Origin of the sequence: Psychromonas aquatilis (genome assembly GCF_038155185.1) — a bacterium.
Taxonomy (GTDB): Bacteria; Pseudomonadota; Gammaproteobacteria; order Enterobacterales; family Psychromonadaceae; genus Psychromonas; species Psychromonas aquatilis.
This window is the reverse complement of sequence record NZ_JBAKAZ010000021.1, coordinates 1-23,474: the sequence shown is the minus strand read 5'-3', so window position 1 is coordinate 23,474 and position 23,474 is coordinate 1. Positions and strand designations below refer to the sequence as shown.

Annotated in this window: 17 protein-coding genes; 4 read left to right on the top strand and 13 right to left on the bottom strand. The window is 38.9% G+C overall.

Annotation, left to right across the window (positions count from 1 at the left end):
* The first annotated feature begins 2 nt into the window (after positions 1–2).
* A complete protein-coding gene (gene rodA, locus V6256_RS07240) occupies positions 3–1,106 on the top strand; it encodes a rod shape-determining protein RodA (RefSeq protein WP_341597408.1) in 1,104 nt (367 codons plus the stop codon).
* Positions 1,107–1,113: 7 nt separating this feature from the next.
* A complete protein-coding gene (locus tag V6256_RS07235) occupies positions 1,114–1,959 on the top strand; it encodes a septal ring lytic transglycosylase RlpA family protein (protein ID WP_341597407.1) in 846 nt (281 codons plus the stop codon).
* A gap of 231 nt (positions 1,960–2,190) precedes the next feature.
* Here V6256_RS07235 and pmbA read toward each other — a convergent pair whose 3' ends face one another.
* Complete coding sequence (gene pmbA, locus V6256_RS07230; RefSeq protein WP_341597406.1) at positions 2,191–3,516, bottom strand: metalloprotease PmbA; 1,326 nt, start codon at positions 3,514–3,516, stop codon at positions 2,191–2,193.
* Between the two features lie 122 nt (positions 3,517–3,638).
* Between pmbA and yjgA the strand changes: the two genes are divergently transcribed.
* Positions 3,639–4,148 (top strand): ribosome biogenesis factor YjgA, encoded by a 510-nt coding sequence (gene yjgA / locus V6256_RS07225; protein WP_341597405.1) that lies wholly within the window; start codon positions 3,639–3,641, stop codon positions 4,146–4,148.
* A 125-nt stretch (positions 4,149–4,273) separates the two neighbouring features.
* On the opposite strand, the gene tldD is transcribed toward yjgA, so the two are convergent.
* The 12 genes from tldD to gyrA form a co-directional block, all read right to left on the bottom strand.
* Positions 4,274–5,719, bottom strand: a complete 1,446-nt coding sequence (tldD, locus tag V6256_RS07220) for a metalloprotease TldD (RefSeq protein WP_341597404.1) — start codon at positions 5,717–5,719, stop codon at positions 4,274–4,276.
* Between the two features lie 26 nt (positions 5,720–5,745).
* Positions 5,746–6,627: a carbon-nitrogen hydrolase family protein gene (locus tag V6256_RS07215; RefSeq protein WP_341597403.1), complete on the bottom strand. Its 882-nt coding sequence runs from the start codon at positions 6,625–6,627 to the stop codon at positions 5,746–5,748.
* 45 nt (positions 6,628–6,672) lie between these two features.
* Positions 6,673–10,602, bottom strand: a complete 3,930-nt coding sequence (locus tag V6256_RS07210; protein WP_341597402.1) for a YhdP family protein — start codon at positions 10,600–10,602, stop codon at positions 6,673–6,675.
* A 75-nt stretch (positions 10,603–10,677) separates the two neighbouring features.
* On the bottom strand, positions 10,678–12,150 hold the full coding sequence (gene rng / locus V6256_RS07205; RefSeq protein ID WP_341597401.1) for a ribonuclease G: 1,473 nt from the start codon (positions 12,148–12,150) through the stop codon (positions 10,678–10,680).
* Position 12,151: 1 nt separating this feature from the next.
* Positions 12,152–12,712, bottom strand: coding sequence for a Maf family protein (locus V6256_RS07200; RefSeq protein WP_341597400.1), 561 nt, complete (start codon positions 12,710–12,712; stop codon positions 12,152–12,154).
* Positions 12,712–13,194 carry a rod shape-determining protein MreD gene (gene mreD, locus V6256_RS07195; RefSeq protein WP_341597399.1) on the bottom strand — a complete coding sequence of 161 codons (483 nt, stop codon included), beginning with the start codon at positions 13,192–13,194 and terminating at the stop codon, positions 12,712–12,714. Before mreD ends, V6256_RS07200 begins: the two co-directional genes overlap by 1 nt.
* Positions 13,178–14,059, bottom strand: a complete 882-nt coding sequence (gene mreC, locus V6256_RS07190) for a rod shape-determining protein MreC (RefSeq protein ID WP_341597398.1) — start codon at positions 14,057–14,059, stop codon at positions 13,178–13,180. The genes mreD and mreC overlap by 17 nt, the downstream gene beginning before the upstream one ends.
* Before the next feature lie 55 nt (positions 14,060–14,114).
* Complete coding sequence (locus V6256_RS07185; RefSeq protein ID WP_341597397.1) at positions 14,115–15,152, bottom strand: rod shape-determining protein; 1,038 nt, start codon at positions 15,150–15,152, stop codon at positions 14,115–14,117.
* Between the two features lie 489 nt (positions 15,153–15,641).
* Entirely contained in the window at positions 15,642–16,934 is a 1,293-nt protein-coding gene (aroA, locus tag V6256_RS07180; protein ID WP_341597396.1) for a 3-phosphoshikimate 1-carboxyvinyltransferase, read from the bottom strand.
* Between the two features lie 5 nt (positions 16,935–16,939).
* The gene (gene hisC, locus V6256_RS07175; protein WP_341597395.1) at positions 16,940–18,055 is read right to left on the bottom strand and encodes a histidinol-phosphate transaminase; all 1,116 of its coding nucleotides are present in this window, start codon (positions 18,053–18,055) and stop codon (positions 16,940–16,942) included.
* Positions 18,056–18,099: 44 nt separating this feature from the next.
* Complete coding sequence (serC, locus tag V6256_RS07170) at positions 18,100–19,188, bottom strand: 3-phosphoserine/phosphohydroxythreonine transaminase (protein ID WP_341597394.1); 1,089 nt, start codon at positions 19,186–19,188, stop codon at positions 18,100–18,102.
* A 60-nt stretch (positions 19,189–19,248) separates the two neighbouring features.
* Positions 19,249–21,978 carry a DNA topoisomerase (ATP-hydrolyzing) subunit A gene (gene gyrA / locus V6256_RS07165; protein ID WP_341597393.1) on the bottom strand — a complete coding sequence of 910 codons (2,730 nt, stop codon included), beginning with the start codon at positions 21,976–21,978 and terminating at the stop codon, positions 19,249–19,251.
* Between the two features lie 325 nt (positions 21,979–22,303).
* On the opposite strand from gyrA, the gene ubiG reads away from it, so the two are divergent.
* Positions 22,304–23,065: a bifunctional 2-polyprenyl-6-hydroxyphenol methylase/3-demethylubiquinol 3-O-methyltransferase UbiG gene (ubiG, locus tag V6256_RS07160; protein WP_341597392.1), complete on the top strand. Its 762-nt coding sequence runs from the start codon at positions 22,304–22,306 to the stop codon at positions 23,063–23,065.
* Positions 23,066–23,474 lie beyond the last annotated feature (409 nt).

Here is a 23,474-nt window from a genome sequence, read left to right as displayed (position 1 = left end):
TTATGGTTAGTACACAAGCTCAAAAAAGTATCTTTTATCGCCTGCATATTGACCCGTATCTATTGCTTGGCCTATTTGCACTAATGAGTATTAGTTTAACTGTTTTATACTCAGTTGATGGGATAGAGATGGTCTATCGCCAACTGACTCGCCTCGCGATCGCACTTGTCGTGATGATAGGCCTTGCACAGGTACCACCTGAATATTATCAGCGATGGACTCCCGCTATCTTTATTATCAGTGTTTTGCTGTTAGTTGCGGTACTGGCTTTTGGGCACACAGGGAAAGGGGCACAACGTTGGTTAGACCTTGGCTTTACCAAGTTTCAACCTTCCGAAATAATGAAACTGATTATGCCATTAATGGTTGCCTACTATGTTAGCCAACACACCTTACCAACACGGCTAAAGCAAGGGATCATCGCCTTATGTTTAGTGATCATACCGACCTTATTAATTGCTAAACAACCGGATCTTGGTACCTCGATTTTAGTCGCCTCCTCTGGTATTTTTGTGCTGTTTTTATCTGGTATCTCGTGGATTTATATCGGCCTTGCTGTAACCGCTGTTTTAGCCTTCATCCCTATTTTATGGTACTTCTTAATGCTTGATTATCAGCGCGGGCGAGTATTAACGTTACTTAACCCAGAAGCGGATCCCTTAGGCGCTGGGTACCATATCATTCAGTCTAAAATTGCCATTGGCTCTGGTGGTTTATTAGGCAAAGGCTGGATGCTCGGTACACAATCCCAATTGGAGTTTTTACCAGAACGACATACTGATTTTATCTTCTCTGTTTTCTCTGAAGAATTTGGGTTTGTAGGGGTGTTAGTATTATTAAGTATTTACATCTTACTCATTGGACGAGGCCTGTGGATAGCAAACCAAGCACAGGATGCATTCACCAAATTAATTGCTGGTAGTATTATTTTAACTTTCTTTGTTTATGTTTTTGTAAACATTGGCATGGTGAGTGGTTTACTACCCGTTGTAGGCGTGCCTTTACCTATCGTTAGCTTTGGTGGTACATCTATTGTAACCTTGCTTGCTGGATTTGGTATTTTAATGTCTATCCATACCCATAAACGCTTTAATATCAAACGGTAAAAATGAAATGAAAAAAATAGTTAACTTATGCCTCGTCAGTCTTTTTTTAACGGCTTGTAGTAGCAACAATACTGAGACTCCTACAGTAGACGACAGAAATGACGACCCAAATAAAGGCCGTTATCAATACAGTCAAGATCATGCACCTGCTGACATCCCTAATTTAGACGATGTTGAAGATGCAGTGCCTCGTTATGAACCCTACTCTCGCGGTGGCAACAAAGATTACCGTTTACGTGGTGTTGATTATAAAGTGTGGCGAGATATCACTGAATTAACCGAAAAAGGCGGAGCATCATGGTACGGCAATAAGTTCCATGGGCATTTAACTGCAAATGGTGAACGTTATGATATGTTTGAAATGACTGCAGCCCATAAAAACTTACCTTTACCAAGTTATGTTCAAGTAACTAACCTCGAGAATAACAAGAAAGTGATTGTACGCGTTAATGATCGAGGACCTTTCCATGAAGGACGTATTATTGATCTTTCCTACGCCGCTGCAAATAAATTAGGCATCTTAGCAGCGGGTACAGGACAAGTTGAAATCGAATTGATCCATTTCCCAAAAGAAGCAGAGGCAAACGCTTCAGCATCAGAAAAAGAGACAACAACTAGCACAACAAGCGAACACTTTAATATTCAATATTTGGTGACTTCAAGCGCAGATAAAGCGGTGCGACTATCAAAAGAGATCAAAGCAAAATATAAAGTCAGCACTTTCTTCGACCAAAAAGATAACCTTTATTTCTTACGCCTTGGGCCTGTTGGCAGTGAGTCAAAAGCCAAACAATTATTGGAGTCGTTAAAGGCTGATTATCCAAACGCATTTATTATTGATTTAGGCCACTAATACCAATCACACTAATTAACTGATCTATTTTACTTGCTAAAATAACTTATTTCTTCGTTGTAATTTTCGCAAATAGAACAACTATTTAACTCAAATTACGCCTTAAACTAAGTCATTTTTTCTGCGTAAAATTTAGATCACTTATTTAATATAATTGGTATAAGCAAAAAAGCCACTATTTTATCGAAAATAGTGGCTTTCCTATTACCCTATTACTTACCGTTATTTTTATTACACACCGGCAATTTTCATTTTATCAATTAAAATAGAGCCTGTTTTTAAACTACTGCGCGGATCAATATCTGTCCCTATCGCAGTGATCCCCATAAACATATCTTTAAGATTACCAGCAATGGTTATTTCATGAACAGGATAAGCAATCACACCATTCTCAACCCAGAAACCGGCAGCGCCTCTAGAATAATCACCATTCACCATGTTAACGCCTTGACCCATTAACTCAGTCACGAACAAACCTGTACCCATCTCTTTGAGTAATCCGGCTAAATCTAATCCTGTATCTTTAACAAACCAGTTATGAATACCACCAGCATGACCTGTGCTTTCTAAGCCCATTTTACGTGCTGCATAACCCGTTAAAAGGTAGGTTTGTAAGAAACCATTATCGATGATGTTACGTTGAATAGAGCGGCCACCTTCATTATCAAAAGGTGAACTGGCAATGCCCTTTTTAATATGTGGGTCTTCATTAATAGACAGCCATTCCGGAAATACTTGTGTGTCTATAGAGTCTAATAAAAAAGAAGACTTTTTATAAAGGCTTGCACCACTAATCGCACTTACTAAGTGCCCAAATAAACCACTGGCCATTTCAGGACAAAAAAGCACAGGGCTTTCTTGCGTTGCAATTTTACAAGCACCTAATCTTTCTACTGTGCGTTTAACCGCTTGTTCTGCAACCCACTTCGCAGAGAAAAGATCATTCATATCTCGCGCACTGCTGTAGCTATAATCGCGCTGCATTTCTTCATTTTCTTGTGCAATCAACACACAACTTAAACTATGACGGCTACTCGCATAACTTTCTAAAAAGCCGTTACTGTTACCATACACTTGTAAACTAGTATGGCTATTTACACCTGCACCGTCAGAGTTAACAATACGTTGATCTGAATTTAAGGCGATATCTTCACATTGCTTAGCAAGTTCTAATAGCTGGTCAGTACTTTTATTACTGGCATGGTAAAGATCTAAGTCTAATGGATTCGTTTCTAAATATTTTTTATCTAATAAACCTGCATAAGGGTCTTGGCTTGTATATTTTGCAATATCAACCGCCGCCTTAACACTCGCAGCAATTGCATCTTCACTTAAGTCAGCCGTTGATGCACTGCCTTTACGGTGATCAATATAAACGCTAATGCCCATTGCGCCATCATGATTAAACTCAATGTTTTCCACCTCACCTAAACGTGTGTTAACAGAAATACCTGCACTCTTACCTAATGCGACTTCAGCTTCGCTAACACCTAAGTCATTAGCAATATTAAGCGCCGTACTAACGGCATTTTCTAGTAACTGTTTCTGTTCAATCATGTTTTAGCACCACAATGTAAAAATTTAAGATAATAAATAATAACATGGATTAAGGTAAGCATGTCACGATGATGGTATGATGCACTCAAATTATTTAACCCTTAACTTGATAGACTTTAGCAATGAATAAAAAAGTAGAAGAAAATTTTGAAGAAGAAGAGATCAGTAAGTCACAAATAAAACGTGAAGCTGAAGCCTTAAAAGAGATAGGTCGACAATTAGTTGCCTTAAATGCAAAACAATTAGCACAAATTCCAGGAAGCGATACGCTAATGGAAGGTATTAAAGTAGCGCATAAAATTGCAAATAAAAACGAAGCATTACGTAGACAGCTACAATATATCGGCAAAGTACTTCGTACTGAAGATATGGAAAAAATAACGGCTAAGCTGGATATATTAAACGATAATAATCGTAAACGTACCCATGCAATCGCTCACCTAGAATTGCTCACAGAGCAATTAATTGAACTTGGCGATCCAAAAGTCAATGAAGTGTTAGGAACTTACCCGCAACTTGAACGTCAAAAGTTACGCCAGTTAATACGCCAAGCAAATAAAGAGAAAAAATTAGAAAAGCCGGCTAAAACAGCAAAAGAGCTATTTATCTACTTAAAGACTCACTGTTTATAAACTGTTAGTTTGTAAATTATTCATTTATAAGTTCTTAGTTTATAAATGAATAAATAGTTAACTTGATACAAAAAAGCCAGAATAATCATTATTCTGGCTTTTTTGTTGGTACTTATATTTTGCTATTAGTTAGTTCCACCCACCGTTAACTGATCAATCTTCAGTGAAGGTTGACCAACGCCGACCGGTAAGCTTTGCCCTTCTTTCCCACAAACACCAACACCTGGGTCTAAACACATATTATTAGCCACCATAGATATTTTTTGCATCGCATCAAAACCATTACCAATTAACGTCGCTCCTTTAATTGGGGCAGTAATTTTACCATCTTCAATCAAATAAGCTTCAGACGCTGAGAATACAAATTTACCTGAAGTAATATCCACTTGGCCACCACCAAAATTAGGTGCGTAGATACCCTTTTTAACGCTTTCTATTAATTCTTCATGTTGGTATTCACCATTTAGCATAAAGGTATTGGTCATACGTGGCATTGGTAGATGAGCATAAGATTCACGTCGGCCGTTACCTGTTGGACTCACGCCCATCAAACGTGCATTTAATTTATCTTGCATGTAACCTTTTAAGATACCATTTTCGATCAAGACATTGCGCTGTCCTTTGGTTCCTTCATCATCAATATTAACTGAGCCTCGGCGATCTGCAATGCTACCATCATCAATAACCGTACAATGTTTTGAAGCAACTTGTTGACCAATTTTCCCAGAAAAAGCAGATGAGCCTTTACGGTTAAAGTCACCTTCTAAACCATGACCAACCGCTTCATGCAATAATACACCTGGCCAACCTGCTCCAACGATAACAGGCATCGCACCAGCAGGTGCAGCAATAGCGTCAATATTAATCAGGGCTTGGCGGATCGCTTGGCGCGCATAATGAAATGCTTTTGCTTCGCCTTCTTGTGTATCAGTAAAATAATCGAGATCAAAACGACCACCACCACCAGCACTACCACGCTCACGCTTACCATTCTTTTCAACTAATACTGAACAACTAAAACGTACCAGCGGACGAATATCTGAAGCCAATGTGCCATCGTTAGCAGCGACTAGAATTTCTTCATAAACCGCATTTAAAGATACAGTGACTTCACTAACTGAAGGCTCTAAAGCACGTGCAAAAACATCAACCTCTTTTAATAAGGCGATTTTTTTATCGCGACTCATACTTAATAATGGGTCGCTACTACCATAGTAAATAGGCTGTGCACTAGGCACCGCTAATTTTATAGACTTTTCTTGACCTGAATTAGCAATACTTTTAGCAGCATTAGCAGCTTCAGCAATGGTTTTTTTAGAAATATGGTCAGAGTAAGCAAAACCTGTCTTTTCACCTGAAACAGCACGGATCCCAATGCCTTTTTCAATATTATAGCTTGCCTCTTTAACAATACCATCTTCTAATAACCAAGATTCATGTCGACTCGCTTGAAAATAAAAATCTGCGTAATCAATTTGAGCCCCTGAAATTTGGCTGAGCTGTGATTCGAGATCACTTATTTGCATATCTGCAGGAGTGAGAAAATTGTCTACAACTTGCTGAAAAGACATTAAAGATCCTTAATTTTATTAAACTTCTATTTATTTATGAAACGACTAGTAAACTTTTTATGTTGCTGAATTGGCATCTGCTTTCTGATTGTTAACACACTTTCTCTATCAAACTCAGCTTGCGCAAAACCTTGGCCTGTTTTCAACTGAGAAAGCACACTTCCCCATGGGTCAATAATCATGGAGTGTCCAAATGTATAACGTGTTGAAAAGTTATCATCATCGGCAAAATGCTCACCACCTTGATCAGCGGCAATCATAAAGCACTGTGTTTCTATCGCTCTTGCTTGTAACAATGCTTGCCAGTGTGCTTCACCTGTCACTTTGGTAAAGGCTGCTGGCAGTAAAATGATATCTGCTCCAGCCTCCCTTAATTGTTGAAATAAGCCAGGAAAACGAAGATCATAACAGATTGCCAGCCCCACTTTTGCAAAGCCACAATCAACTACTTTAATCTCTTGCCCTGCAACAAAGGTATCAGACTCTCGATACGCCCCTGTATTATCTGCAACATCGGCATCAAAGAGGTGAATTTTATTATAATGCTCAAGTAATTCACCCTGTGTAGAATACACTAAACTAGTGGTATGTACTTTACCTGGCTGCTTACTTTTAATAGGAAAGCTACCACAGACCAAAGTACAATTATACTTTTTCGCTAATTCAGCTAAGCGGGTTTGGTTTGGGCCATCCCCTAATGTTTCAGCAATAGCTAGGTATTGCTCTCTATCACCAAAACATAGCGCATTTTCAGGAAGCAAGACAAGTTGATTCACGCCACTTTCCTGTACAGGTAAAGCTGCTAGTTGAGACTCAATTTGAAGCAGATTATTATTAATATTTTCATTGCTCACAACCTGTATCGCAGTCAATATACAAGGGTCAGAATGACTTAATGATTGATTCATATACTCTCCAATGATTGATATAGCGCCAACAAACTAAAGTGCATTTTACTGCGTTTCTAACGCTTCTAATATTTCACTATTTTGTAACTTCACAGTACCACGTTGTCTATTTTCAATCTCGACTTTAGGATTGAGCACTGAGCCTTTAACAGAAAAATCAACTCTAACAATTGAATCTACCACAGGCTCTAAAATTTCAGTTAGCATTAATAACGCAGCGCCTGTTAATGGATTAATTGCAAACGTTGCTAACACCGGCAAGCTTGAGGTCACTGCGGGACTATAACTGAAACGATAATTAACATTTAAATTAGGTAAATCCACTAAGCCGCTACCAGCAATTTTACCTACCGATCCATCCAGAGCATAATCATCGCTTTTAAAAATACCATTTTTAATCTTGCCGGAAAGTGACATTTTATCAAAACTCAAGCCTTTCGAAAATACATTTCCAAACTCTGAATTTAGGCTACGCCAAATCCCATCCAAGCTTAACAAACTGAGCAAGCGAGCTCCTTTGTCATCAATCTCAGTGATATTGCCATCATTGAGTGATAATTTAAGCGAACCATTTAAAGAATCTAAATTGAATTGCCAAGGCGCACCCACCCAATCAAAAGCGCCTTCAACTTCTCCCTGTTCAAACACCATAGGGCTGCTATAACCTAAACGCTTCACCATACTGGTTTGGCTATTACCCTGCCCTTGCACAATCATATTGGTGCGAGATTGATTCCATACACCGGACATAGTGGTCATTTGGTCGTCACTACCAACCGATAAGTAGTCAATATTATAATGAACAGAACTTGGGTATACATGCATCTTTAAAGGCGATAAATTCATGTCAGCATAGTGACACTCAATACATTCTAAAAACACTTCAGGATATTTTTCCCTTAGGTTACTACTAATCTCATTCAGCCCTGTTTGCTCACCATTCCAAGCTTGTTGAAAACGCGAAAAGTTGAAAGAATCAAAATTAAGTTGATTAATGGCAACATCAAAACGATCCGGTATGCCCTGCCTGTATTCTGCCTTAACCCCTAAATCATCGGCTTGTACATTGATATGCCATTTGTTATTGGATTTATTAAGACTAGCGTTAAGGTTTACTAACGGCTGCTCAAATAATTTGGCATGTTTGACATTTAACTGCACGCTATCAATAGCGAATAAAGTATTGGTACTTTCAGCTTTGGATTTATTAAGTAAATTGTCTTTTATAATACTGACCCAAGGTGATAAGTTAAGTTGATGCTCGTTAATACGAATCACTTGTTTGCTTTTATCAATGTTTAATCCTGCATCTTTGCCTAAGCCTAAATATAAATACTTTAGTTTAGGCTTATCCTTGATATAGATAAGCTCACCATTAGACTTTAACTTATTATTAATGCTTGTGACCCATTGAATACCATTACGGTTGGCACTCGCGCTGACTTTAGTCGCCCACTTTTGAAATGCATTTTTATTAAAAGGAGCGGGTAAATCAACTTTCACTCCTTGCAATTGAGAGTCTAAACTTAGTGCAAACTGATAAGGCTTATCTTTAGGCTGCATGAAGTCTATTTTACCTTGCCATGCTAGCTCACCAGATAATTGTAAAGGCTGTAATGATTTGTATTGTTGACTCAATTTAGTCATATTCCAACGCCCATCTAAGTTGGCTTCAAGTTGGTATTTATCATTCAAATCTTGACTAGAAAATGAAACGTTAATCGGCTGTTTAAATAGTGTACCGGTTAAATGATTGGCCAGTAAATTACCATTGTTAAAACTAAACTCGCCCTGCACTTCTTCTAGAGGTAATAACTGCTCACCTAACACAATATCAATATCATTGCCTTTTAAGGTGAGTTTCCCTTTAGCTTGTGTCGGTGTATCCGCTTTAGAGAATGGGATATTCAAAGATAATGTGCCAGCCAAATTCCCTTTAATTTTAAAAAGATTGACTGCTTTTCCTATTGATTCTTGCAAGGGAGAATCAACTAAATAATCTGCAATTAAAGCAGCTTTATCATTCACCTCTCCTTCAATACTAAGTCGGCCGGTTTTATTTAAATGGTCGATATTCGCAGATAATTTATTAAGCTTTATATCGCCTAGTTGACCATTTTGACTACGCATAGAGATTGAGTCATTTTCAAAGTACACCAATAAATCAATATTATTTAACCCTTGCCACCCGGGGAAAAAGTCGTATTTTGCATCACTGACTGGAATAGATGCTTGGAAAATACCTTGATGCTGGCGGAATGGAAAATCACCGAGATGCCCACTCCACAAAATTTTAGCATCCTTGATCGCCCCTTTTTTTAAGGTGGGCTGTAAATACGTATAAACATTTTTACCTAGCAGTTTCATTGGATAATAATGCTCTGCAGCTGAGGCATCATCTAAAGAAATAATGCTATACAGTGTTAACAAGGGAGATAATGCCTGTTGTGTCTTGGTTGCCTGCAGTGTATTAGGTGGTTGCTTAGGGAAAAGAATAGAAAAAGCACTACTGCTGTCCACTTCATCAGTTTCTATCACTAGATTATCGCTACTTAATTCAAGCCCTTGTGAGTCAACTTGCCATTGCAAATTGATAGCAGCCTGTTTTAGCGGGATCGCACGATTGAACTGACCATTAAAATTCAGAGATTGTTCAGCAATTTGAATATCTGCTTCGCCTTTTTTATTGTTTCCCATTAAAGTGATATCAGCATCATTAATAGCCGGTAAATAGCCGACGGATTGGCTATTTAAATCATTAATTTTTAGACTAAAACTTAACTCATCTTGTTGATCAACCTTTACACCAAACTGAGTGACTTGCCCACCCAACTCTAAGGCGATCACCTTCTGCATATCTGGTTCTGTGAGATCTGAAAATAGTAATCCCAAAGGAACAAGGTCACTGACATTCACACCAGTTAAATCAAAATGTCCAGAGCGCGACTGCACACCTGCGCCTGTGAGTTTAATATCATTATTCGCTATTAAGTTATCTGACAGCGTTAAATCATAACTATCAAACAACCAATGTTTCTGTTGATATGAAAGTTGCAAATACCCATCGCTTAATTGCCAATGATGACCTTGATCTAACATCGACCAAGCCAGCTCAGAATCTTTAAAAGCCAACTGCATTGCCTTAGGCCCATTAAAATCAAAGGTCCCCCACAACTTAAAGGAGACAAGCGCTTTGCTTAACTTAGCTAATGGGTTTATGTTGGGGGTTAAGAAAGGTGATGCATCAACCTTGTCAGCATTAACAAACAAGGTTCCTAATAGTTGCTCGTTACTACTCTTCTCATCCCCTGTTAAATTAATGATAAAACTTAAATTATTATTTTTTTGGAGCGTATTTGCTAACTTAGCCTGGCCAATACCTTGATGTTGTGTCCCTTTATTAACCCAACTTAATGTTTCAATTAACACGGCTTTTTGATGGTTGAGTTGGTCTGTAAAGCGGAGACGACTATCAGCAATTTTGAAGGAACTTAAACGTGATAAAAAAATATTTTTAAGGGAATCCAAGGTGATTTCAGACTGGGTTTGAGGCTCTGGACCAAGCGTGCCATGAAGTATTGCATTGGGGTCTGCAGGCATTGATTTGAGAAGTAAATCCGCGCCTTTAATGGAGATATCATTAAAAACAATACGCTGTTGTTGGATGCTTGCGAAAAAATCGAAATGTAAAAATAAATCATCAATGCTAAGTTGAAAAGGTAATACGTTGGAATCAGTGAAGGTCACCTCATTCAAGGTGATCACTAATCCAGAAAAATCGATACCTGCCGATATCTTTTGCGCATCAACATTCAGCCCATGCTCTTGTGCAATCCATTCAACCAGCACGCCTTTATAATTATCAACATTCGAAATAGTAAAGCGTGCAATAGTCACTAACATAGCAACCATAATCAAAATGATTGCTATCAGTAATGATAAACGCTTTAACCATTTGGCAGTAAAATGTATCAAATATAAAAGCCCATTTAATTACCTGCTAAGAAGATAACAGCCCCATTAAAAATTAATGATTCATAAATTGATTACTTACATCATCACCACGTCAAATTGCTCTGGCCCATATAAAGGCTCAGAATGTATTTCAACACGTTTTTGCATAAATACAATCAACTCACCCAAATTATAAGACTCATCACCTCTTAGTGCTTCAGCAACCGCAACAGAGGCATATACAGCGAAACGCTCTGCTGAGTAGGCTCTATCAACTCTTAATATTTCACGCAAAATCTCATAACAGACTGTTTCAACCGTTTTAACATATCCACGCCCGTTACACGTTTGGCATTCACCACAAAATATATGCTCTAAACTTTCATGGGTACGTTTACGGGTCATTTCAATTAACCCCAACGGAGAAAAGTCATTGATGTGTGTTTTAACACGATCTTTAGATAAAGCCTGCTCTAAACTATTAAAAACGCGACGTTTATGATCAAGTGACTTCATATCAATAAAGTCGAGAATAATAATACCCCCTAAATTACGCAGTCTTAATTGACGAGCAATAGCAAGGGTTGCTTCAATATTGGTATTGAAAATCGTTTCTTCTAAGTTACGATGGCCAACAAAGGCACCGGTATTAATATCAACCGTTGTCATTGCTTCTGTTTGATCAATGATCAAGTAGCCACCTGACTTTAATTCCACTTTACGATTAAGGGCACGGTGTACTTCATTTTCAACGTCAAATAAGTCAAAAATCGGGCTATCACCACCATAATATTCAACTTTGCCTTGTAGCTCAGGAATCAGATCTTCGCTAAAAGTTGAAATTTCTTTATAGCTAAGCTTAGAGTCAATACGTACGCGGTCGATTTCACTGCCCACAAAGTCGCGTAAAATACGAAATGCTAAGCCTAAATCTTGATAAAGCATTTTATTTTTAGATTGAGTACGTTGTTTACGCGTTAGCACTTTACGCCAAACACGCTGTAAAAATGCAGCATCATTACGTAACTCTGATTCAGGTGCCCCTTCAGCTGCGGTACGAATAATAAAACCGCCTAAGTCATCAACACAATCTTGAGTTATTTTCTTGAGGCGAGCTCTTTCTTCGGCACTTTCAATACGCTGAGAAACACCAACGTGCTTACTTTCAGGCATAAAAACAAGATAACGCGACGGTAAGGTAATATCCGTGGTTAAACGCGCTCCTTTGGTCCCAATCGGATCTTTCACCACCTGTACAATAATATGTTGGCCAGGTCTTACTAAAGTAGAAATATCTGCTACTTTAAGCTTTTCTTTTTCATCGCCAGTAAAACATTCAGCATGCAGGTCAATATCTGCGGCATGTAAAAACGCCGCTTTTTCTAAACCGATATCAACAAACGCGGCTTGCATGCCAGGTAGTACGCGCGTTACTTTACCTTTGTAGATATTACCAGCAATGCCTTTGCTTACTTGACGTTCAATATGTAACTCTTGTAACACACCACCTTCGATCAACGCGACACGTGTTTCTGTCGGTGTGATATTCATTAATAATTCAACAGACATTTTAAGACCCTTTTAAGCTATTGATCAGTTGCTTCGTTTCATACAAAGGCAGCCCGACAACAGCGCTATAACTACCTGATATATTCGTTACAAATTGACCGGCAATCCCCTGGATACCATAGCCTGCGGCTTTATCTAATGGTTCACCTGTCTCCCAATAATCACTGATTTCTTGAGTTGTTAACGTTTTGAATGAAACATCAGTACTGACTAATTTAACTTTTTGTTGTGTTGCAGTTACCAACGCAACCGCTGTTAAAACTTGATGTGTATTACCTGACAGCAAACTCATCATTTTCTGAGCATGTTGCTTGTCTTTAGGTTTTTCCATGACTTGACCATCACAAACAATGATCGTATCAGCGCCTAATACAAGGCCTTTATTTTGATTATGAGTTAACCCTGATAAGGCTTTTTCCAAGGCTAAGCGTTGTACATAGTCTTGACTTGCTTCACCTGCTTGTTGGTATTCATCAACCGAGGTTTGAACACGTTGATAATCAATTTGTATTTGTGATAACAAGTCACCACGACGTGGCGAACTCGATGCTAAAAAAATCATTAACTCACCTTAAAACGAATACGCAGGTAACGCATAAATAGAAAGAACCATGGCCAAATCAACATTGAGATAAATACAGACCAAAAATAATGACGATGCAAGATAATCTCTTGCATGCTAGAGGCAATCAAATACAGGACGATTTTTGAGACAAAAATAAAAAGCCCTAACAATAGCGTTGTTTGCACCAAGGTAAAGTTACGAATACGCTGATAATTCATGCTCGTGAAATAAGCAAGCAGTGAAAATAACAGTGCATGCATACCTAATATCGAGCCCAATAAAATATCTAGGGTTAACCCTAAGATAAAGCTGTGTCCTATATTAACGCGATGCGGCAAAGCAATTATCCAATAAAAGACCACCAGCACCATCCAATCAGGACGAAATGCATTAAACATAATTGGCAAAGGGAAAATTGCAGCAACCAAGGATACAAAAAAGGTAAAATAGATGGTTCTATAACTACTTATCAGGGACATCAAATAATTCCGGATCATCCAAGGTTAAATCAGCATCAGCTAAAGGGTTGTCGTTCCATAATAGTAATAAATAACGACTTCTATCTAAATCTGCAACGGGTGTCGCAGACACTGTCGCATACAATTCACCTTCATGATATTCAAACTGGCTAATGGTTGCGACAGGGTAACCGGGTGGAAAACGCCCTCCCAATCCTGAAGTCACTAATACATCACCGACTTCAATATCAGCATTACTCTGAATAAAAGGCACTTTTAATTTATCCCAAGCACCACTACCATGGACCACAGCAACGGCATCATTACGTTGCACTCTGACTGGAATGCCATGGCTTGCGTCTATCAGTAAAACAACACGGCTAGTGGTACTACCGACCTGTGATACCTGACCGACTACGCCTTGTTCATTAATCACTGGCTGACCGAGGTAAACTCCATCAGTTGCGCCCTTATCAATCAATAATTGATGAGTAAAAGGGTCTGATCGTAAGCTCATTACTTCGGTGATCATACGCTTGTTTTTAAATTGTCTTTTTGAGTTTAAAAGCTCACGTAACTGTTGATTTTCACGCTGTAGCTGAGTTAATAATAACCGATCAGCTTTAAGGTGCATGTTCTCTTTTTCAAGTTGCTCATTACGCTCCGCTAAGGTTTGTTTAGTCACCACACTGTCAGACAGTGAATTAAACATTTTTTGCGGCGCATCGGCAACATATTGAATAGGAGAAACAATGGAGTTTAGGTAAATACGAATAGAAGAGAATAGGTTGAACTGGCTATCAGCAACCAATAAACCAACACAACAGGCTACCACAATGGATAGCCTAAGGGTAAGAGAAGGACCGCGAGTAAAAATTGTTTTCATTGATGTTCTTTTTATTGAGAGATAGCGTAAGCAAATTAACTTACGCTAACGAGTATCAATCTCCGTTAAATACATCACCACCATGAGTATCAATCATCTCTAGTGCCATGCCGCCGCCACGTGCAACACAAGTCAGCGGATCTTCAGCAATAATCACAGCAATACCTGACTCTTCTGCTAACAAACGGTCAATTTCACTTAAAAGTGCACCACCGCCTGTTAAGACCATACCTTGCTCTGCAATATCAGCAGCAAGCTCTGGTGGCGTTTTCTCTAACGCAGCCATCACAGCGGTCACGATACCACTTAATGGCTCTTGTAAAGCTTCTAATATTTCGTTACTTGTTAATGTAAAGCTACGAGGAACCCCTTCTGCAACATTAACACCACGTACTTCAATCTCTTTAACTTCATCAATTGGGTAAGCAATAGCAATCGTATGTTTAATGCGTTCAGCAGTAATTTCACCAATAGTACAACCGTAGTTACGACGTACATAATTAATGATGGCTTCATCAAATTTATCACCACCAATACGCACAGAAGCAGAATAAACCACGCCGTTTAACGAGATAACAGCCACTTCTGTTGTACCGCCACCAATATCAATAACCATTGAACCTTTCGCTTCAGATACAGGCATGCCTGCACCAATTGCTGCGGCCATAGGCTCATCGATTAAGAATACATCACGGGCACCAGCACCCATTGCTGATTCACGAATAGCACGACGTTCAACCTGTGTAGAACCACATGGTACACAAACTAAAACACGTGGGCTTGGACGCATCCAGCTATTATTATGCACTTGCTTAATAAAGTGCTGTAACATTTTTTCAGTAATGTAGAAATCAGCAATAACACCATCCTTCATTGGACGGATTGCTTGAATATTCCCAGGTGTTTTCCCTAACATTTGCTTTGCAGCACTACCAACAGCGGCTACACGCTTTCCATTTTTATCCATTCGGATGGCAACCACTGAAGGTTCATCCAATACAATACCTTGGTCTTTAACATAAATAAGGGTATTAGCAGTTCCTAAATCGATTGATAAATCGTTAGAAAACATACCTCGAAACATTTTAAACATGAATATTTCCAAAAGAAGCGAATAAAGTTATCCGCGTACTCTACCAACCTACCAAAAATTCAGCAAGAAAAGAAAAGCAAAAGCGTACTTTAATCTTGATAAATACGCGAAAATAAAAAAATTAATAAGTTACTTGATAAATATTTCATTAAGCCATAATAAAGTTCATCAATTAGCCTGCAAAAATATAATCTTCAGGTTATTTTACTAGCCTTGGTTTAGCTATTGCTAACATATAAACTAGCGTCAGCGGACCGATTCATCCGATTCATCCGATTATCATCACCACTACCATAATCAATTTACCAGGTTCAGATAACTGTGCCGTTAACGCTGCTGTAACGCCCACTGTCGCAAAGCAGAAATCGTTTCGAATATCATCACATCAAAGACTGCTTGCTCGGTTATCATACTTAATAAAACAGCTATTTTACCTATAAAAAAACCTACCGAAGTAGGTTTTTAATATCACTTAACAGACAAGTTATTTTAAAGACTAACTGAAGCTAGTTTTTCAAAATAATCAGGGAATGTTTTTGATGTACACTTAGGATCATTAATCGTTACCGGTGTATCACTCAATGCAACCAAAGAGAAACACATTGCCATACGGTGATCATCATAAGTATCTATCTCAGCATGTTTCAATTGTGCAGGCGGAGTAACCTCAATAAAGTCATGCCCTTCAATCACTTCAGCACCCACTTTACGCAGTTCAGTGGCCATCGCATACAGACGGTCTGTCTCTTTAACACGCCAGTTATAAACATTAGTGATTTTAGTCGTGCCTTCTGCAAATAATGCAGCAACAGCAATCGTCATCGCCGCATCAGGAATATGGTTCATATCCATATCAATGGCTTTTAGCTGCCCTTTGCTGGCTTTAATATAATCATCACCCCATTCAATATTCGCGCCCATTGCTTCTAAGGCATCAGCGAATTGAATATCGCCTTGTACTGATTTTTTACCAATACCCGTTACTTTAATGCTACCACCACCAATCGCCGCAGCCGCTAAAAAGTACGAAGCCGATGATGCATCACCTTCTACTAAGTAGTTACCAGCTGCTTGATAAGTTTGACCACCTTTGATCATAAAGCATTGGTATTCACCGTTAACATTATCTACTTCAACACCAAAGTCTTGCATGATTTGTAGCGTAATTTTAATGTAAGGTTTTGATACTAATTCACCCACGATATTAATCGTTGTATCTTCAGAAGCCATCGGTGCAGACATTAAAAATGCTGTTAAGAATTGGCTTGAAACGCTACCATCAATACTAATATCGCCGCCTGTTAAGCCAGTTCCTTTAATTTTTAATGGTGGGTAGTTTTCATCTTTTAAGTACGTAACGTCAGCGCCAGCTTGTTTAAGTGAGTCCACTAACGAACCAATTGGACGTTCAAACATACGCGGCTCACCAGTCAAAGTATATTCACCTTGACCTAAGCATAACGCGGCACACAAAGGACGCATTGCAGTACCCGCATTTCCTAAGAAAAGCTCGAGTTCACCTAATGCTTGCGTATCAAATGCACGACCTAACCCTTCAACAACACACTGTTTTTTATCAGCAGAAAGCGTGTAATTAACACCCAGCTTTTTTAACGCATTTAACATATGACGAATATCGTCACTGTCTAACAAGTTAGTTAAGGTCGTTGTCCCTTTAGCTAATGCCGCTAACAGCAGTGCACGGTTTGATAAGCTTTTTGAACCAGGTAAGTTGATTTCGCCATCGACTTTTTTAATTGGATTTAATAATAACTGTTCCATTCGTTCTATTTCTCTTCTTGCAAATTTAACACATTAACGAGTGCTTCTTTAAAACGCTGATTTTCAACAAAAGTACCAATACTAATGCGTAAATGTTGCGGTAATCCATAACCTGTTATCGGGCGAACAATCACCCCTTCTAATAGCAATTTTTGATAAACTTCATCGCCTGACTGGCCGACATTCACTGTCACAAAGTTACCCATTGAAGGAATGTACTCAAGATCATGCTTCTCAAAGAAAGCAGTTAAATCTTTCATACCCGCATCATTTAACACAATGCTGTCTTCAAGATATTCTTTATCTTCTAAAATAGTTTCAGCGGCTTTAAGCGCTAAAGCATTACAGTTAAATGGCTGACGAACACGATTTAAAATATCAGCAATCGTTGGATTAGAGATACTGTAACCGACACGTAAACCTGCTAAACCATAAGCTTTAGAGAAAGTACGCGTGACAATTAAGTTCGGGAAGGTTTTAATCCAAGCAATCGCATCACCACGGCGCTCAGCCGATGCATACTCAAAGTAAGCTTCATCTAATACCACTAACACATCACTCGGCACTTTTTCTAAAAAAGCATGTAACTCATCTTGCTCTAAGAAAGTCCCTGTTGGGTTATTAGGATTAGCAATGAAAATCAGTTTCGTTTTACTGGTAATCGCTTCCGCCATTGCCTCTAAATCATGACCATAGTTTTTCGCTTTAACCACAACAGGCGTTGCACCAATCGCTTGCGTAACGATTGGGTAAACAACAAATGCATGCTCTGCAAAAATAACTTCGTGGTTGCTATCAACAAAAGCACGCGCCACTAACTCTAGGAGATCGTTTGAGCCATTGCCTAAGGTGATTTGGTTTAAATCAACTGAATACTTATTAGCTAGCGCTTGCTTAAGATAAAACCCGTTTGCATCAGGATAACGCGTTAAAGATTCAAGCTCTTTTTCCAAGGCTGAAACAACCGAATTACTTAACCCTAATGGGTTTTCATTAGACGCTAATTTAACGATATCTTTAATGCCTAATTCGCGCTCTAACTCACTAGTAGGTTTACCGGCTTGGTAAGGGTGTAGTTTCTGCACGCCTTTATTTGCCAAACTTATAAAATCATCACTCATTTTAGTTCCTTACAATGAATATCTCTTATATTTAAAAGATTAACTTAAGCGTATTTTTTCTCAAACGCTGCCATGAAATCAACTAAGGCTTGTACCCCTTCAATTGGCATTGCGTTGTAAATACTTGCACGCATTCCACCAACTAGCTTATGGCCTTTTAGCGTTAATAATCCCGCCGCTTTAGACTCACTTAAAAAAGTATCATTTAAGCTATCGTCAGCAAGTGTAAAAGGAATATTCATACGGCTACGAACGCTTTTATCAACATTATTGCTGTAAAAAGAAGAAGCATCGATGGCGTTATAAAGTAGCTCAGCTTTAGCAATATTCTTTTTCTCTACTTCCGCAATACCGCCCTGTGCTAATAACCACTTAAACACTAGACCTGCTAAATACCATGAGTAAGTTGGCGGCGTATTATACATTGAGTCAGCATTTGCTTGTATCTCGTAATCAAAGATTGATGGGATAGCTTTACGCGCTTTACCCACTAAGTCATCACGTACGATAACAATCGCTAAGCCAGATGGACCGATATTTTTTTGTGCACCTGCATAGATTAAGCCAAACTTACTGATATCTAACGGACGAGATAAAATAGTCGAGCTCATATCGGCCACTAATGGCACAATACCCGTTGACGGTACATCAAAGATTTCAATACCTTCAATGGTTTCATTTGGACAGTAATGTAAGTAAGCAGCGCCACTGTTAACCGGCCATTCATCACAAGGTTTAATAGTGATTTTACCGTCGGCAGTTGTGGTCATGATATCGGTTTCTTGAATACGAGCGTGTTTCTTCGCTTCAACCACCGCTGATTTAGACCATTGTCCTGTTAGGATATAATCTGCATCTAGCTTATCGCCTAACAAGTTAAGTGGTACAGCGGCAAATTGACCACGTCCACCACCTTGGCAAAACAATACTTTATAGTTATCAGGCACGGCTAATAACTCACGTAAATCAGCTTCTGCTTGTTTTGCAAGTTCAATATACTCAGGACTACGGTGACTCACTTCCATTACCGAAATGCCTGAACCTTGCCAATTACAAAATTCACTCTGAGCTTGTTGCATCACTGCTTCTGGTAACATTGCAGGACCTGCACAAAAATTATATTTTTTAGTCATTTTTAACTCTCTTAAAACAAAATAAGCGGCTATTGCCGCTTATTGAATTATGATTAACCTTTACTCTGGTGCCTCAGTCTCTTGCTGATCATCAGCAGCCACTGTATCAGTGCCTTCCTCTTGCTCACCAGCCTCTGTTGTTACGACTGCGCTTTCGCCTTCTTCATCTTCGTAAACAGGTAGATCTTTGATTTCATCAATGCGTTGTAATGCCACGATTTTTTCATCTTCAGAGGTACGAATTAACGTCACACCTTGAGTATTACGGCCTACCACTGACACTTCAGAAACACGGGTACGTACTAATGTACCTTTGTTTGAAATCAACATGATTTCATCGTTGTCATCAACTTGAACAGCGCCAACAACTTTACCATTACGCTCACTCACCTTAATTGAGATAACACCTTGAGTCGCACGGCTCTTAGATGAGTAATCAGCTAATGGAGTACGTTTACCGTAACCATTTTCAGTAGTTGTTAAGATATGCCCTGTTTCATTTGGTACGATTAACGAAACAACTTTGCCACCTTCGTTTAACTTAATACCACGAACACCTGTTGCTGTTCGGCCCATTGCACGAACCCCTTTGAATTTAATCTCTGGGTTGCCATCTTCATCTAATACTGGGTTACCTTCTTCATCAGTTACCACACTCTCTTCAGCTTCTTTAAAGCGAACTACTTTACCCGCATCAGAGAACAACATGATTTCATTGGTACCATCGGTTAATGCAACACCGATTAGTTCATTGTCATCATTTAAGTTAATCGCAATCAAACCACTTGAACGTGGACGACTGTATGCACTTAATGCAGTTTTCTTAACCGTACCATTTGCTGTCGCCATAAATACAAACTTATCATCTTCATATTCACGCACAGGTAAAATAGCAGTAATACGTTCGCCTTCTTCAAGCGGTAAGATATTCACAATTGGACGTCCACGTGCTTGACGAGATGCCAATGGTAATTGGTATGTTTTCAGCCAGTACAGACGACCACGAGTAGAGAAACACAGAATCGTATCGTGGGTACTTGCCACTAATAATTTCTCAATGAAATCTTCATCTTTCATCTTAGTGGCTGCTTTACCTTTACCACCACGACGCTGTGCTTCGTAATCTGATAATGGTTGATATTTAACGTAACCTTCATGAGAAAGCGTTACTACAACATCTTCTTCAACGATTAAGTCTTCCATACATAAATCAGCTTCAGACTCAGTGATTTCAGTACGACGTTCATCGGCAAAGTTATCACGAATTTCAATTAACTCTTCTTCGATAACTTCCATTAGACGCGCAGGACTTTCAAGAATAAATAACAAGCCAGCAATGAGATCTAATAACTCTTGGTATTCACCTAAGATTTTTTCGTGCTCAAGCCCTGTTAATTTATGTAAACGTAAATCAAGAATCGCTTGTGCTTGAATTTCAGTCATGAAGTATTGGTTATCACGAATACCAAACTCAACCGCTAAACCGTCTGGACGAGCAGCATCAACACCACTTGCGCCTAACATTGAAGCAACTGCACCTAAATCCCAACCACGTGCTTGTAAAGCAAGTTTTGCTTCAGCTGGCGTAGGTGATTTTCTGATTAAATCGATGATCGGTTCGATATTCACTAATGAAATCGCTAAACCTTCAAGAATATGTGCACGATCACGTGCTTTACGTAATTCAAATACAGTTCGACGAGTAACAACTTCACGACGATGCAGAATAAACGCTTCTAGCATCTCTTTTAAGTTAAATAATTTTGGTTGACCATGGTCAAGTGCAACAGCATTGATACCGAATGTTACTTGCATTTGTGTTTGTGCATAAAGGTTGTTTAATACCACCTCACCCACTTCACCACGTTTAACTTCCACCACCATACGCATACCGTCTTTATCTGACTCATCACGTAATGCGCTGATACCTTCAATTTTTTTGTCTTTAACAAATTCTGCTATTTTTTCAATCAAGCGCGCTTTGTTAACTTGGTAAGGTAGTTCATGAACAACGATCGTTTCACGACCAGTTTTTTCATTAATTTCAACTTCTGCTTTCGCACGTACTTTAATTTTACCTCGACCCGTGTTGTATGCATCAATGATCCCTTTACGGCCATTAATAATACCTGCTGTCGGGAAATCAGGCCCTGGAATATGTTCAATCAACTCATTGATTGTAATATCTTCATTCTTAATTAATGCTAAACAACCATTAATTACTTCACCTAGGTTATGTGGTGGGATATTAGTTGCCATACCTACCGCAATACCAGAAGATCCATTGATAAGTAGGTTAGGGATTTTAGTCGGAAGTACTTCAGGAATGAACTCTGTACCATCATAGTTTGGTACGTAATCAACCGTTTCTTTTTCTAAATCAGCTAATAATTCATGTGCTAGTTTCTGCATACGGATTTCTGTGTAACGCATTGCAGCCGCGCTATCACCATCAACAGAACCAAAGTTACCTTGGCCATCAACCAACATGTAACGTAGCGAGAAGTCCTGTGCCATACGAACAATAGTATCGTAAACCGCAGTATCACCATGTGGGTGATATTTACCAATTACATCACCAACAACACGTGCTGATTTTTTGTAAGGTTTATTCCAGTCGTTGCGTAAGATATTCATCGCAAATAAAACACGGCGATGTACAGGTTTTAGGCCGTCACGAACATCAGGTAATGCACGACCTACAATTACGCTCATTGCGTATTCAAGATAAGAATTTTTTAATTCATCTTCGATATTAATCGGGGAAACGTCAGAAGCAAACTCGCTCATAGAAACTTAAATCCTTAATTTTATGGAAATAGACTGAATTTAGTAAGAGGTCGATAGTACCACAAATAGGCTGTAGCAAAAGGCTTTTAATCGCTAAAATCTTCTGAGAATCGTTTTATGGGACAATATGAGGTATTTAGCATTTTATTGTCTATTTTTAGTACAGGTCATTTTTCATTTAAAATCGCTTAGCGTGGCAAAATAAAATTCCCCATCACTTTTATTATCACGTTATAATCTGTTTTTAGGTTTTCAAAAGGGATGAGAAGTAATCCTTTGTTTTACTATTCCTCCTCTAAATCAATATAACAGGATCACTAATAGTATGGTCGACAATACAACACATAATACTGAACAGCATGCTGTATTAGAAAATGAACAGCAAAATGGCAATGTAGACCAGCAAGAAATTGATAAATTTTCTGCAATGGCTGAGCAATGGTGGGATTTAGAGGGTGACTTTAAACCATTACACCTATTAAACCCTACCCGCCTTGATTATATTGAATTAGGCGTTGACGGGTTATTTGCTAAAAAAGTGGTTGATGTCGGTTGTGGCGGCGGTATTTTAGCAGAGAGCATGGCAATTAAAGGTGCAGAAGTCACCGGTATTGATATGGCCCATGCTTCATTACAAATTGCACGTTTACATGCATTAGAAACCGGTACTAAAGTTACTTACGAGAAAACTACTGCAGAGCAATTTGCGATCGACAATGCACAACAGTTTGATGTGGTCACTTGCATGGAGATGCTAGAGCATGTCCCTGACCCAGCTTCAGTTATTCAAGCATGTTGTGATTTAGTAAAACCGGGTGGCACAGTTTACTTTTCAACCATCAATAAAACATGGAAAGCCTACTTAATGATGATTTTAGGTGCAGAGCACGTATTGAAATGGGTTCCTAAAGGCACACATGAATATGAGAAATTCATTCGCCCTTCTGAGTTGTTGAATGCGATTGATGCAACGCAGTTACATTGTGATGATTTATGTGGTGTGGAATATAGTCCGTTATCGAGTGACTTCAAAGTCACGAAAAACGTTGATGTGAATTATATGTTGAAGTGTACAAAAGCCAGTTAGTTCATTTAGCCCTGTTGTCGACTTTTGGGTTATAAGATTTCGGGGCGGTGACTTCAGTTTCGCCCTTTTAGCTTATAATGTTTAAGGCGATGGGTGAATTAGCCGGCATGCTCGTGTTATGAACGGAAGAGCTCTGCGATTCCTTTTTTCAGCCTCCCTTTTTTAACTTTTATTTTTCGTCTACGCTCGTCCAGTCTACTTGATACTTATTAGCCTTTATTTCGCCCTGTCGGCTTATAAGGTTTCGGGGCGGTGGCTTCAGCCTCCCTGTATTAACTTTTTTATTTTTCGTCTACGCTCGTCAAGTCTACTTGATGTTTATTAGCTTTTATTTCGCCCTGTCGGCTTATAAGATTTCGGGGCGGTGGCTTCAGCCTCCCTGTATTAACTTTTTTATTTTTCGTCTACG

Bases quoted from the DNA above. Each gene is read 5' to 3' on its own strand.
- rodA (WP_341597408.1), top strand. From the start codon at position 3: ATGGTTAGTACACAAGCTCAAAAAAGTATCTTTTATCGCCTGCATATT.
- V6256_RS07235 (WP_341597407.1), top strand. From the start codon at position 1,114: ATGAAAAAAATAGTTAACTTATGCCTCGTCAGTCTTTTTTTAACGGCT.
- pmbA (WP_341597406.1), bottom strand. From the start codon at position 3,516: ATGATTGAACAGAAACAGTTACTAGAAAATGCCGTTAGTACGGCGCTT.
- yjgA (WP_341597405.1), top strand. From the start codon at position 3,639: ATGAATAAAAAAGTAGAAGAAAATTTTGAAGAAGAAGAGATCAGTAAG.
- tldD (WP_341597404.1), bottom strand. From the start codon at position 5,719: ATGTCTTTTCAGCAAGTTGTAGACAATTTTCTCACTCCTGCAGATATG.
- V6256_RS07215 (WP_341597403.1), bottom strand. From the start codon at position 6,627: ATGAATCAATCATTAAGTCATTCTGACCCTTGTATATTGACTGCGATA.
- rng (WP_341597401.1), bottom strand. From the start codon at position 12,150: ATGTCTGTTGAATTATTAATGAATATCACACCGACAGAAACACGTGTC.
- V6256_RS07200 (WP_341597400.1), bottom strand. From the start codon at position 12,712: ATGATTTTTTTAGCATCGAGTTCGCCACGTCGTGGTGACTTGTTATCA.
- mreD (WP_341597399.1), bottom strand. From the start codon at position 13,194: ATGTCCCTGATAAGTAGTTATAGAACCATCTATTTTACCTTTTTTGTA.
- mreC (WP_341597398.1), bottom strand. From the start codon at position 14,059: ATGAAAACAATTTTTACTCGCGGTCCTTCTCTTACCCTTAGGCTATCC.
- V6256_RS07185 (WP_341597397.1), bottom strand. From the start codon at position 15,152: ATGTTTAAAATGTTTCGAGGTATGTTTTCTAACGATTTATCAATCGAT.
- aroA (WP_341597396.1), bottom strand. From the start codon at position 16,934: ATGGAACAGTTATTATTAAATCCAATTAAAAAAGTCGATGGCGAAATC.
- hisC (WP_341597395.1), bottom strand. From the start codon at position 18,055: ATGAGTGATGATTTTATAAGTTTGGCAAATAAAGGCGTGCAGAAACTA.
- serC (WP_341597394.1), bottom strand. From the start codon at position 19,188: ATGACTAAAAAATATAATTTTTGTGCAGGTCCTGCAATGTTACCAGAA.
- gyrA (WP_341597393.1), bottom strand. From the start codon at position 21,978: ATGAGCGAGTTTGCTTCTGACGTTTCCCCGATTAATATCGAAGATGAA.
- ubiG (WP_341597392.1), top strand. From the start codon at position 22,304: ATGGTCGACAATACAACACATAATACTGAACAGCATGCTGTATTAGAA.